The organism is Trinickia sp. (assembly GCF_051953955.1).
Taxonomy (GTDB): domain Bacteria; phylum Pseudomonadota; class Gammaproteobacteria; order Burkholderiales; family Burkholderiaceae; genus Trinickia.
Map to the genome: position 1 here is coordinate 59,720 of NZ_JBQCIF010000080.1, position 12,578 is coordinate 72,297.

The following is a 12,578-nucleotide window of genomic DNA, read 5'->3' on the forward strand; positions in this document are numbered from 1 at the left end:
TTTATCGTGAATGAGCCAAGCGCGAATCCTCGTGCGTCAGGCCATTATCGTTGAACGTGGCGAACGTGGTGCTCCCGGACACGAAACGGATCCAAGATTTCGAAATCTCGATGTACCATCGCGCGCATGGCGACTCTTTCAATTGGCCTCGATCGCGCCGGACGCACCTCGCTGTCCGCACAGATTTACCGCTCGATCCGGGATGCGATCGAAGCGGGGCAGCTTGCCCCTGGCGCGCGGCTGCCTTCGTGGTCGGATCTGGCCGCACAGCTCGGGGTTTCCCGGGGCACCGTGCGCGCGGCATACGAGCGCCTGATAGACGAGCAATTCGCGATGGGGCTGGGAGCCGCCGGCACCCGAGTCGCGCAGCGGCCCGATTCGCCGGCAGCAACCGACTGGTCGCCCGAGGCTCCGCCGCTCCCCGATGTATTCAACGAATTCGGCGCTGCGCCGTTGAGGTTTCAGATGGGCGTGCCTTCGCAGGACGCCTTTCCGTTCAAGCTTTGGGCACGCATCCAGGCCCGCGCGGCGGCGGCGCCTGTCGGATACCCCGATCCGCGAGGCGATCCGGACTTGCGACGGGAAATCGCAGCCTATCTCGGCGTTTCACGCGGCCTTCGATGCAATCCCTCTCAGGTCTTCGTCACGGCCGGTTTTTCGGGTGCGCTCAACCTTGCAATTCGCGGCCTTCGCGTGGAAGGCAGGCAAGCTTGGATGGAAGACCCCGGCTTTCCGCTCACGCGCACCGCGCTCGGCTTGGCCGGCATGAGCGTGGCAGCCATTCCGGTAGACGGCGACGGGATCGATGTCGATGCGGGCATCCGGCAAGCGGCCGGCGCCGCGCTCGCGGTGGTCACCCCGGGCCAGCAGGCGCCGCTCGGCATGACGATGTCGCTTGCTCGTAGGATTTCGCTGCTCGGCTGGGCGCAACGAAACGACGCGTGGGTCGTCGAAGACGATTACCTGAGCGAGCTCCAACTGAAAGGACGGGCAGCGCCGGCGCTTGCCTCGCTCGATCAGAACGGACGTGTCCTGCACATCGGCAGCTTCAGCAAGACGATTAGTCCGGCACTTCGCCTGGGCTTTCTCGTCGTTCCGGCCGACATGGCGCGCCGCTTCGGCGACGTCGCGGCGTGCCTTGCGCCCGCGCCGGCGGCTTCGGCGCAGCACGCCGTGACCGAATTCATGCGGGAGGGGCACTATCTTCGCCATCTGCGCCGTATGAAACGCCTCTATGTCGCGCAGCGAGAAGCTTTGCTTCGCTGCTTACGTGAGATGGCTTCGGACACAATCAGCGTGCGGACCACTGCCGGCATGGCCGTCGTCGTTGCGCTGCCCCGCTCCGTATCGGACGTCGATATCGCTTTGCAGGCGCGGCAATGCGGCTTGGGCGCAGTTCCGCTCTCGCCGTGGTACATGGGTCCTCAAAAGGAACAGGGGCTGCTGCTCGGCGTGACGAACGTGAATGAACGCACGCTCGCCGCCGATTGTCACCGCCTGCTCGAACTCGCTTGCCGAGATGCCGAGCGGCTCAGCCCCACTTCGAATTGAACATGCCGCGGCACACGCATCGCCCGGGCACCCCGTAGAGCAGTTCGGGATCGAACTCAACGGATGCACTGTCGCCAGCTACTCGGATTCCCCCCGACGGACCGGCCGCACGGGCCGGACCTGTAGGCCGAGTTTTTCGACCGATTCGTGGCCGCTCCCGGACCGCGTCTTGGTCGAATCTTGGTACATCGAAAATGTTCATTCCTGGTGCTTCTGCATGCTCCAGCCCGAGCCGACAATGCGGGAATATCTAGGAGCCGACGCTATGAACATTCGATCCATCGCAGGCGCCGTCTGCACGGCCGTGGCCTTCATAATCGCGGTGCCGTCCGCGGCACACGAGGCCGGTGAAACCGTCACGCCGAACTTCCAGCACGCCATCCCCAATATCCCCGGCAAGTCGCTGACCGCTGTCGTCGTCGACTATGCCCCGGGCGCCGCATCGCCCGCACATAAGCACGCTGCCTCGGCGTTCATCTACGCCTACGTCCTGTCGGGCGACATCGAGTCTCAGGTGAACGACGGCCCGAAGCGCGTCTACCACGCCGGCGAAAGCTTCTTCGAGGAGCCCGGTGCCCTTCACCGTGTCAGTCGCAACGCGAGCGAAACGAGGCCGGCGAAATTGCTCGCGGTCTTCGTTGCGGACAGCAGCGACAAGGTTCTAACCACCCCGATCAAGTAAATCACTGCAAAGGAGTCATCTTATGAGCATGCGTCTCGACTACAACCAGATCGCGCCCGCGGGCGCCAAAGCGCTTGGTGCCGTCTACGGCTATGTCACGCAAAGCGGCCTGTCGCCGGTTCTCGTCGATCTCGTCTATCTGCGCGTCTCGCAGATCAACAATTGCGCCTACTGCCTCGACATGCATACGCGCGACCTACTGAAAAGAGACGTCAAACTCGAAAAACTGGCGCTCGTGCAAGCGTGGAGAGAAGCCGGCCATCTATTCGACGAACGCGAGCGAGCGGCACTTGCCTGGGCCGAATCGGTGACGCTCGTGGCGCAAACGGGCGTACCCGACGCGGCCTACGAAGCCGCCCGTGTGGTGTTCGACGAACGCGAGCTCGTGGACCTGACGATTGCCATCAGCCTGATGAACACTTACAACCGTATGGCGATCAGCTTCCGCAACGCGCCTCAGGCGGTGCGCGAGCAGTGACATACAGGGTGTAAACACCTCAGACTTCAGACTTCCGCTTTGTACGCCGTTATTCATCATGAGCCAGTTTCAACTCGGCGCGCCCCATGCGTAAGGAGCGCGTCTTCCGTATCGCGTGCAACATGACCTCGGGAGCGCGTATTGGGATCCATCGTCGTTTACGAAAGCCGTGGAAAGCTCGCAGCCCTAATAGTCGGTTCGTTTCTCTTCGACGTAATGTGCGTGCTGCTACTGGCACGGCATCCAGCGTCGATGAGTGCCACAAACACGGTCGTGATCGCCTTGGGCGTCCCGTTTTTTGGCGCTTGCGGTCTGTTCATGCTGTCCCGGCTTTTATGGAGAAAACCCGCGATCAGCATTGACGGCGATGGACTCACCGATCATGCGTCGATGGCGTCGTTGGGATTCATTCCGTGGTCCGATATTACGGGCGCGAGGATCATCGTTCAATCCTTTCGCAGCTCGCGGCAAAAATTCATTGGCGTCTCTCTGCGCAATCCGAACGATTACTTGGCAACGTGCGGGCCACTGACCCGCATCCTGTTGTGGGCGAACAATCGCATGGTTGGCTATATGGTGACTATCCCGCAAGTAACGCTGTCGGTAGAACTCGAAGTAATCATGGCCCACATCGAGTTTTATCTTCATCGGCGCGGAGGTGGCTAACGACGTTGTGGAGGATCGCGCCTGACTCGACTGTATAAAAGACGGGGAGCGCTGGCCATTGGCCGTTCGGCATAGGACAGACATGGCCACTTCCTCGCGAAGCGACAGCTCCGGGAGGGCCACTCGATTGGATCGCATGCAGGTAACCCGTAAGTTCTAGGCCGGTAAGCTCCCGTCATGCGGCCTAGCGTCGCAAGCCTTGGCGATCGTCTATTGGGATGGGATCGACCCATCTCGCCCACTCAACCCAGCGGGCTCACTCCGATCAACCAGCGATGCAGGGCAAAAGCGAAAATCGCCCAAGCAACGAGGCCGACGATGATCGCTTTCGTATCGCCCGCAAGCGTACCGGCCGGGTATCGTATTCCCGCCGTTGCGTCCCGGCCGCGCGAGATGAGTGCCCCAACGGCACCCCAAACTAGAAAGACGCCAAACAACACGACCGCATTGAGCGTCCCGTTCGCGAGCAGGTGGCCGAGCGCCCAAAGCGCGACACCCACCATCATCGGATGTCCGATCGTTCGCTTGATTCGATTGCCGGGTACATAGGCCGCGGCAATCAGCACGAAGGCAATGAGCACGAGCAGTGCCGTCAGGTGTCGAATGCCGAACGGCGGTGTCCACAATACGATCGGCGTATGCCGTGCAAGCCCGTATCCCCAGACGATCAAAACGAATCCGACGAGCGACGCAACCGAATAGATGCCCTTCCAGCCGTGCTCCCCGAACCGCGCCAGTTGCGCATCGCGCCAGGACGGCGAGACGAGCCGTATCGAGTGCACGCCGATGAAAACGATCAAGCCGAGAATCAGTATCGCCACGTCGAACTCCTTTTTATTGACCACTATCGTTCGGTGCCGCAGAGAATTCTGCCGGCGCGGCGACGCACCGGCGTTCAGTCGATCGTCGACGGAATCAAGGCGCCGCCGCGATGACCTGCGCCATCGCCGCCGTCAATTTCTTGGCAAACGGGACGTGCAAGAATTCGTTGGGCCCGTGCGCATTCGATTTCGGACCGAGCACGCCGCAAACGACGAATTGCGACTTCGGGAAACCCTGCTGCAATACGTTCATCAACGGAATCGTGCCGCCTTGCCCAATGAATGCGCAGTCGGCGCCGAACTGCGCGCGCGAGGCTTCGTTGAGCGCCGTCCCGAGCCACGGCGCGAGCTCGGGAGCGTTCCAGCCGTAGGCCGCCGCTTCCGGTTTGAACGTGACCTTCGCGTTGTACGGCGGATCGAGCTCGAGCAGCGCCTTCAGATCGGCAACGGCCTGCGCCGCATCGACGAGCGCCGGTAGCCGCAGCGAGAGCTTGAACGCCGTGCGCGGACGCAGCACGTTGCCCGCGCTCGAAAGCGGCGGCAACCCTTCCGCACCCGTCACCGACAGCGATGGCCGCCATGTCGCATTGAGCAACGCCTCATACGGGTCAGCCGTTACCGGCAACACGGGCTTGCCGTCTTGTCCGCATGCCCAGGGCGAGGCCTTCCAGACTTCGTCGCCGAGGATGCCGGCCGTCGCACGCGCTTCGGCCAAGCGGCTCGCCGGAATATCGCAATGAAAGCTCGACGGTAGCAGGTTGCCTGTCGCGGCATCTTCGAGCCGCTCGAACAACTGGCGCATGATGCGGAAACTCGACGGGACGATGCCGCCGTAGCCGCCCGAGTGCACGCCTTCGTCGAGCACCTGCACTTCGAGCGATCCGCCCACAAGACCTCGGAGCGACGTCGTCAACCAAAGCTGATCGTAGTTGCCGGCGCCCGAATCGAGACACACGACGAGGCCGACGTTGCCGAGGCGATCGCGCAATGCATCGACGTAGGGAAGCAGATCGTAGCTGCCCGATTCCTCGCAGGTCTCGATGAGACCCACGCAGCGCGGCCGTGCCACGCCTTGCGCATCGAGCGCCGCCAGCGCGGTGATGCTCGCGTAGATCGCGTAGCCGTCGTCCGCGCCGCCGCGTCCGTACAGCTTGCCGTCCTCGAGCTTCGGCGTCCATGGCCCCAAATCGCGGCGCCAACCGTCGAACTCGGGCTGCTTGTCGAGATGCCCATACAACACCACGGTCTCGGTGCTGCCCGAGCGCGTGGCCGGTGTCTCGAAGAAGATGACGGGCGTGCGCCCGGGCAAGCGCACGATCTCGAGCGTCAGCCCTTGCACGCGCTGCGCCTGTGCCCAGGCCGCCGCATCGGCGACGACTCGCTCCAGGTACCCGTGTTTTTCCCAATCGGCGTCGAATGCCGGGCTTTTCGCGGGAATCGCAATGTAGTCGGTCAGCGCGGGAACGATCTCTTCCTTCCATTTGCGCTCGACGAATTCGGTCAATGCAGGCTGATCGATCCAGGCGTTTTGCTGCTTCGCATCAGGTGCGGTCATGGCGGTCGGCTCAGTCCGTGGCGGTCGAAGCGCACATGATAGTCCGGATTAGTCCGCATGAAGAACGGGTCCAGCACAGCCGAAAGAAACGGTATGCGCGAGCAGTTCACGTGCCGCCGAGCAAAGAATCGCAGAACGCGCGACAATGTGTCACACCCCACTCTCGAGGTGACCATCATGCTGGATCGGATTGCCCTACAGGTCGTCGAGGTGGTGTTTGCGCTGGCGGTCTATTTTCTGCCGGCGATCATCGCAGACCATCGCAAACGCCACGATATCTTCACGCTCGCGCTCTTCAACGCGTGCGTGGGATGGACGATCGTGGGTTGGCTCATGGCACTGTATTGGGCGCACCTGCCGAATCCCCCGGCGCACCTCGCGCGCGACGTCACGGCCAAGCGCCGGCTACTGCGGATGGCGGCTTTCTCGACGGCGTTGATGGCTCACGTGGACCGGCGCGCCGCCAAGCACGACGGCGTTCGTCATTAGCCCGCACGTTCGTGCCCTAGGCACGCCGCCGCTCGCCGATGCCGCGGCTGGCGGGCAATCCAGTGCCCACTAGGCGCGTCATGCCCTAGTGGGTTTCAGCGAACCGTGCCCGAACGGGACGCTGGCTGCAACGGACCCGGCGACCGAACCCGCCATCGCGGCGGCATAGCGACGGACGTGCGCCAGGCCCGGCGAAATCGAACGCGGCTCGCGGGCGAGCATCTCGGCCGCGAAAGCCTCTTGCCGCAATTCGCCGTATTCGTCGAACCATTGACACAGCACCGTGCCGCCCGTGACGGCCGTTACCGTCATGCGGGAGCCACCCACGTTGAGCGTCACGACATCGCCTACGCAAAACTGTTCAGCAAGATCACGAGTAGTCGCGGACATGTGTGCTCCGTCGTAATGCATCGGGCCGCCAGCAAGGCGGCAACCCTATTCAATCGTGTGGTAGCGAACGGAACGGAAATTCACAGGCCGCTCGCTCATTCGTCCCTCGCAATACTGTCGAGGTCAGGCAGAGATTAACAATAGAATTTTTATTCTACAAGAGATTTCAGGGAAAACATGGAGAAGGAATTTTAAATCGAGAGCAGGAGATCATGCATGAATCAATTGATCCGCGACGCACGAATTCGTTCCACCGTCATCTGGGGACAGATTTACATATTCGCGTAACAGTCGGACTTTTCAATCTCGGAACTGCCGCCGCTGGCGGCGCTCAGGGGCGGGGATCGCGGAGAATCGGCCTTTCCCCTTCACTCAATCCCTATGATTTCGGTTCTAAATAAAATGATTTCTTTCTTTGATCCAGATCAATTCCGCATTGCATCATTAGCGCCGTCATATAAACATCCGGCAATCGATCGTGCCCAACACATGAAAACGTTGCCATTTAATATGATTTTATTTTTCGGCGGGTTGAGCCGGTTTTCTACGACGCGGTCACGACCGACAAAGCGGCGGCCCGGTTTCAAGCTCGAGCTTGCGTTTCGAGCACCGCACTAGCGCGGCGCGATGCCACCACGATCAACTTCATCGTGGCGCGTGTCGCGCCGACGAACAGCTTGCGCGCCGCACGCTCGTCGAACGCATCGAAATCGACCTCGGTGAAGACTACGCACGGTGCCGACTGCCCCTTGAAGCGATAAATCGACTCGAGCAAGACATCCCCTTCCCTGTACTCCGGGTTGCCGAATAGATCGTATTTACCCGTGAAGCTGCGCAGCCGATGCGGCCCCAAATGCTCGAGCGCGGTCAAGACCGAGCCTTCGCGCCCGCGAAACGAGAGCACGGCGATGTCTTGCTTGCGAAAGCCCAACGAGAGCGCCTGCGTGATCGCGCGCTTCGTTGCATCGACGACAGCGTCTTCCTGCGCATCGTCGTAGGAAGTGAACGATATCTGCGATCCGTCGAAAGGACTGCCTGCCCTCAGCGCCGTAGCGCGCGGTACAGCCGCGCCGACCTTCTCGCGCACGAACTCCAGAATGTCGCGCGGGCTGCGATAGTTCGTCGTCTCGTTCAGCACCGTCCATCCCGGCAACGCAACGGGTTCGCGCATGTAGAGGTTCTGCAGCGGGTCCTCGAGCCACCACCAGGCCCCCTCCGGCTTCACGAGGCGCGACAGGGCCTTCACCCACGGCTCCTGGAAGTCCTGCCCCTCATCCACGATCAGCACGTCGAACGTCCAGCGCTCGCCGATCGGGGCGTCGGCGAATGCCGCCTCGAGCCGGCTAAAGACATCGGGCGTGCGGAAATCCTGCACGGCACCGACGTCGCGCGCGACCGCATCGCAGAGCTGGTGATAGTTCGCGACCCGTGCCCCCTCGGGCGCGACGCGCGCGATATGGTCGGCCAGCGGCCGATTGAAGCAGACGTACAGCGCGCGCTTGCCGCTCGCCGCGGCGTCTTTCATGACCTGCACGGCCAGTTGGGTTTTGCCCGAGCCGGCCGTGCCGATCACGCGCAGCCTGAACGGCGTGAACGCGAGCCGGCGCGCCCAAGTCGCCAGCCCGCCCGACAAGCGCGTGACAAGCGTGCCCGCTTGTCCCACGAGCGCGCTCGTATCGGGCGTCAGAGCCAGTTCGTCGGCCAGAAAGTGATGGATCTTCGCCGAACACGGCAATTTCGGCTCATCGGCCGGCAACGCAGCCAAAATCACCGAAGCAAGTTTGTCCTTGCGTGTCGCGTCGACGATGCTTTCGGGCGGCACGCCGGCAATCGCGGCGTTTTTGACGATGTAGTCGGGACAAAACAACAGCGCTTCGATACAGTACGTGCCCGCGCCGAACGCCGCGGTGAACCGCCGATGCAGGTTTTCGAGCGTGCGCGCCAGTTGGATCGACACGTTGCGCTCGGTCTGCAGATACACCTTGACGAGTCCCTTCGGCGTCTCGCGCAGGAAACCCGCTTTTTGCTCCACGAGCATGACGCGCCCGGCCGGGCTCACGATGACGAAGTCCGCCTCGCCGAATACGGAGAAAGCCCGATTCAGACGCGTCCAATGCACGCCGTGATAGACGGTGTAGTCATCGGGCAGCGCCGCCTCGAGCAGCGTGAGCGTTTCGCGCTCCCGCTCGGCAGCGCCGGTCGCGGCTAGATTCTTCCAATCGTCGGGAATAAGGCGTGCCATGGCGGGTTGATCCTTGCTTTGACATTTTGAATTCGGCGTATTGTACAAACCGCGCGGCACTTCGCTCCCACCGGGGCATAGCCGCATTCATCCGGAGGAAAGATCACATGCTGAAGATTTGGGGACGAGCCAACTCGGTCAACGTACAAAAGCTGCTCTGGTGCTGCGACGAGCTGAGCCTCCCGTTCGAGCGCGTCGACGCCGGCCTGCAGTTCGGCCGCGTCAACGACCCGGACTATCGTGAACTCAATCCCAACGGCCAAATCCCCACGCTCGTGGACGGCACGTTCGTCCTGTGGGAATCGAACTCGATTCTGCGTTACCTCGCCATGCAGTATGGCGCGTCGAGCTCGCTCTACCCGGCAGACCCGAAGCTGCGTGCGAGCATCGATCGATGGCTCGATTGGTCGCTTTCCACGTTGGTCCCCGCGGAGCGCCCCGTGTTTCTGACGCTCGTGCGCACGGCGCCCGCCGAGCGCAACATGGAAGCGCTGGCGGCCAACGTCAAAACGCTGATTGCCCGATGGAAGGTCATCGACGGCCATTTGCAAGGGCGCTTCCATCTGGAAGGCGACCGCTTCACGATCGCCGATATCGTGCTCGGCGCATTCGCGAAACGCTGGTTCGGCGTCGAAGGGATCGATCGGCCGCCCATGCCGAGCCTGCAGCGCTGGTATCAGAGGCTGACGCAGCGCGCCGCGTTCAAGAAGTACATCGATCTGCCGCTGACTTGAGGCTCGGCTCGATCCGATTCGATCGAAGCCATCACTGCTGCGTCCGGCGCTCTTGCGCGCGCGCGAGCAGCATATCGAGCAGCGGCAATTGCACGGGCTTCGTCAGATGCAAATCGAAGCCTTGGTCGAGCGAGCGCGCCACGTCGCTTTCCTGACCGAACCCCGTCATCGCCGCGAAGCAGGCGCCGCTCAACGCTTTCGTCCCCTTCAGCTGCCGCAAGACGGCGAAGCCGTCGGCGCCCGGCATCGCGATATCGATGAGCGCAACGTCGATGCGCTCCGCGCGCTCGGCGGCATCGAGCGCCTCCGCGCCGCTGTAGGCGACCTGCACGCGGTGTCCCTTCATGCGCAGCAACATGGCCATGCTGTCGGCCGAATCGCCGTTGTCGTCCACGACGAGCACCGCGAGCGTCGCATGCTCGCTGCGCTCGCGCCTATCGCCGTTCATGCCTTCGTCGTTGGCGGCGTCTTGCACGGCGAACAGCGGAAGCCGCACCGTGAACGTGGCGCCTCGTCCGAGGCCCTCGCTCGACGCTTCGATCGAGCCGCCGTGCATCTCGACGAGCCAACGGCACAACGTCAGCCCGATTCCGAGTCCGCTCTCCTTGCGCTCGAATCGATTGTCGGCTTGCACGAACAGATTGAAGATCGAATCGATTGCGGCCGCGTCGATGCCGCAACCCTCGTCGGACACGCGCACGCGGGCGAACGCCCCGACTTTGTCGAGTTCGATTCCAATGCGCCCGCCGTGCTCCGAAAACTTCGACGCGTTGTTGAGCAACCCCTGCAAGACTTGCACGAGCCGCGTTCCGTCGCCGTTCACGACGATGTTCGTCGGCGGCACATGGACTTCGATCGCCTGCTGACGTGAAGCCATGTGAGGACGGATCATCTCGATGGCACGCACGACGACGTCCGACAGCTCCACGGGCTCGAGGCGCAGCATCACCTTGCCCGTCGTGACGCGGCCGGCATCGAGCAGATCGTCGACGAGGCGGGTCAAATGCGAAATCTGCCGATCGATCATGTCGCGGCACTGCCGCAGCGTGGGACTGACGAGCGGCTCGAGCATCATGACGCTCAGCGCATTGCTGACGGGTGCAAGCGGATTGCGCAACTCGTGCGCGAGCGTCGCGAGGAACTCGTTCATGTGCTGGCTTGCGGCTTCGAGCTCGCGCAGCCGCTTGCGCTCGGTCATGTCGCGCGTGACTTTCGCGAAGCCGCGCAGCGTGCGGCCGTTGCCGCCCGATGCATCGTAGACGGCGGTAATCACGACGTTGGCCCAGAACATCGTGCCGTCCTTACGCACGCGCCAACCCTCGTCCTCGACGCGGCCCGTCCGTGCGGCGGTGGCGAGTTCGGCGTCCGGCGTGCCATTGGCCACGTCGTCGGGCGGATAGAACATCGAAAAGTGCCGCCCGAGCACCTCTTGAGCACTGTAGCCCTTGATCTTCTCCGCGCCGCTATTCCAACTGATGATGCAGCCGTCGGCATCGAGCAAATAAATGGCGTAGTCCTGAACGGACTCGAGGAGGATTCGCAGACGTTCTTCAGACGTCACCACCGGTTCAGGCGGCGGCGAAAAGGACTGGCTGTCGCTGGCGAAGCTATCCGGACGCATGTCGGCGGCGTATCGTTCTTGGAAAAATGCGACAGGGAATTGCCGCTGGAGCAACAACCAAGCACGACCCATGCCTAGCGCTTGCGCGCGCCTAGCCGAGCGAACCGGGGGTTCGCCGGGCGCAGACCGCACGATGCCCGCATCGCCGAATTAGCTCATTCGAGCGAAGCATGCGAGGTCGGCCTATCGTTGCGAGGGCAACTTTGACCGGCGCTTTTGCAAAAACTGCAGCGGGCGCGCACAGCGCCGCCGCTAGCCGAGGGCGCGTGCCGCCACTGCCTGAGCGAGCAACGACACGAGCTGCTCGGGCTCGGCGGGCTTTCTCATGAAGTGATGGAAGCCTTCGCCGATGCTGCGCAGACGATAGGCTTCGTCGGTGTGTCCTGTGAGGGCCACGGCCACGGCCGGCGGCCGATCGTTGCGAATTTCGTCGTCGCGCAGCCTTTGGATCAGGTAAAAGCCGTCCATGGCCGGCAAGTCCAGATCGCAAACGACGGCATCGGGCGCCAATTGAAGCACGGCTTCCACGCCTTCTTCCGCATCGGCGGCAGCCACGACCCGCGCGCCCTCGGATTCGAGCACCATTGCAAGCGACTCTCTGCTGGACGGGTCGTCTTCCACGACGACGACCGTCATGTGCTCGAGTCTCATCATTCCGTTCATACCAATTGTTCTAGCTATCGATACCTGCGCCAGCCCCTCGGACAGCTTCACCCTCGCGGAAGTTGCACACGGAGGTCGAATGCTGCCGACGCACGCCGTCCGGCACGCAAGAGCCGCAGGCGGGGCGGACGATACCATGCCATTAAGTTAGGCCGATGACTTTCGCGGCGCGAGCCGTTGCGCACGAACCACTCGCATTTGGCGCTTGCATGCTGGGATTTGTCCGGGATCGCCGGGCACCCGATGCGAGCTGCGGCTACGAGGCGTCGCGGGATCGATAGGCCAATTCAATTGGCATAGAGATCGAGATCGTCTTAAATAGCGAGAGGCGCGCGGGCCTACCCCATTGCCTCGCGCTCTCCTCGGAGGATTGACATGACGCAGCCGAACGTGGACGAACTGGTGCAATCGATCGCGAATGACACCGGCGCTCCGCGCGAAACGGTATCGGAGATGGTCTCGCAAACCTGGCAGGCGTTCAGCGATGGCGCACACATCACCGACTACCTCTCCGTGCTCGTGACCAAACGCGTGCGCGAAGACTTACTGAACCAGCGTAGGCAAAACCACTGATCGTTCCGATCGATCCGAAACGCGGGGGGGCCGGGGGGTGCGGGGCCGCGCCGCGGCGGGTGGGTTTAAAAGCGGGGCCCCCACCCCGGTTGGAAAGGCCGGGAAAACCCCCC

At 62.6% G+C, this 12,578-nt stretch carries 13 protein-coding genes; 7 read left to right on the plus strand and 6 right to left on the minus strand.

Annotation, left to right across the window (positions count from 1 at the left end; translation table 11 throughout):
- Nucleotides 1-126 precede the first annotated feature (126 nt).
- The 4 genes from pdxR to ACTHNZ_RS15700 all read left to right on the plus strand — a co-directional run bounded on the left by pdxR (nt 127) and on the right by ACTHNZ_RS15700 (nt 3,377).
- Nucleotides 127-1,551 carry a MocR-like pyridoxine biosynthesis transcription factor PdxR gene (pdxR, locus tag ACTHNZ_RS15685; protein ID WP_440543442.1) on the plus strand — a complete coding sequence of 475 codons (1,425 nt, stop codon included), beginning with the start codon at nt 127-129 and terminating at the stop codon, nt 1,549-1,551.
- Between the two features lie 265 nt (nt 1,552-1,816).
- Nucleotides 1,817-2,233 (plus strand): cupin domain-containing protein, encoded by a 417-nt coding sequence (locus ACTHNZ_RS15690; protein ID WP_440543443.1) that lies wholly within the window; start codon nt 1,817-1,819, stop codon nt 2,231-2,233.
- Between the two features lie 22 nt (nt 2,234-2,255).
- Nucleotides 2,256-2,711, plus strand: coding sequence for a carboxymuconolactone decarboxylase family protein (locus tag ACTHNZ_RS15695; RefSeq protein WP_440543444.1), 456 nt, complete (start codon nt 2,256-2,258; stop codon nt 2,709-2,711).
- Nucleotides 2,712-2,852: 141 nt separating this feature from the next.
- Nucleotides 2,853-3,377 carry an STM3941 family protein gene (locus ACTHNZ_RS15700; protein WP_440543445.1) on the plus strand — a complete coding sequence of 175 codons (525 nt, stop codon included), beginning with the start codon at nt 2,853-2,855 and terminating at the stop codon, nt 3,375-3,377.
- A gap of 242 nt (nt 3,378-3,619) precedes the next feature.
- Here the strand turns inward: ACTHNZ_RS15700 and ACTHNZ_RS15705 are convergent, their stop codons facing one another.
- Entirely contained in the window at nt 3,620-4,198 is a 579-nt protein-coding gene (locus ACTHNZ_RS15705) for an NnrU family protein (RefSeq protein WP_440543446.1), read from the minus strand.
- Between the two features lie 94 nt (nt 4,199-4,292).
- Nucleotides 4,293-5,753, minus strand: a complete 1,461-nt coding sequence (locus ACTHNZ_RS15710; protein ID WP_440543447.1) for a M20/M25/M40 family metallo-hydrolase — start codon at nt 5,751-5,753, stop codon at nt 4,293-4,295.
- A 177-nt stretch (nt 5,754-5,930) separates the two neighbouring features.
- Between ACTHNZ_RS15710 and ACTHNZ_RS15715 the strand changes: the two genes are divergently transcribed.
- Complete coding sequence (locus ACTHNZ_RS15715; RefSeq protein ID WP_440543455.1) at nt 5,931-6,242, plus strand: superinfection immunity protein; 312 nt, start codon at nt 5,931-5,933, stop codon at nt 6,240-6,242.
- A gap of 78 nt (nt 6,243-6,320) precedes the next feature.
- On the opposite strand, the gene ACTHNZ_RS15720 is transcribed toward ACTHNZ_RS15715, so the two are convergent.
- Nucleotides 6,321-6,632: a YodC family protein gene (locus ACTHNZ_RS15720; protein WP_440543448.1), complete on the minus strand. Its 312-nt coding sequence runs from the start codon at nt 6,630-6,632 to the stop codon at nt 6,321-6,323.
- 583 nt (nt 6,633-7,215) lie between these two features.
- Nucleotides 7,216-8,874 carry an ATP-binding domain-containing protein gene (locus tag ACTHNZ_RS15725; RefSeq protein WP_440543449.1) on the minus strand — a complete coding sequence of 553 codons (1,659 nt, stop codon included), beginning with the start codon at nt 8,872-8,874 and terminating at the stop codon, nt 7,216-7,218.
- A gap of 107 nt (nt 8,875-8,981) precedes the next feature.
- On the opposite strand from ACTHNZ_RS15725, the gene ACTHNZ_RS15730 reads away from it, so the two are divergent.
- Nucleotides 8,982-9,608 (plus strand): glutathione S-transferase family protein, encoded by a 627-nt coding sequence (locus tag ACTHNZ_RS15730; RefSeq protein ID WP_440543450.1) that lies wholly within the window; start codon nt 8,982-8,984, stop codon nt 9,606-9,608.
- A gap of 31 nt (nt 9,609-9,639) precedes the next feature.
- On the opposite strand, the gene ACTHNZ_RS15735 is transcribed toward ACTHNZ_RS15730, so the two are convergent.
- Entirely contained in the window at nt 9,640-11,169 is a 1,530-nt protein-coding gene (locus tag ACTHNZ_RS15735; RefSeq protein ID WP_440543451.1) for a PAS domain-containing hybrid sensor histidine kinase/response regulator, read from the minus strand.
- A gap of 312 nt (nt 11,170-11,481) precedes the next feature.
- The gene (locus tag ACTHNZ_RS15740; RefSeq protein ID WP_440543452.1) at nt 11,482-11,892 is read right to left on the minus strand and encodes a response regulator; all 411 of its coding nucleotides are present in this window, start codon (nt 11,890-11,892) and stop codon (nt 11,482-11,484) included.
- Nucleotides 11,893-12,267: 375 nt separating this feature from the next.
- On the opposite strand from ACTHNZ_RS15740, the gene ACTHNZ_RS15745 reads away from it, so the two are divergent.
- Complete coding sequence (locus ACTHNZ_RS15745; RefSeq protein WP_440543453.1) at nt 12,268-12,465, plus strand: DUF3562 domain-containing protein; 198 nt, start codon at nt 12,268-12,270, stop codon at nt 12,463-12,465.
- The last annotated feature ends 113 nt before the right edge of the window (nt 12,466-12,578 follow it).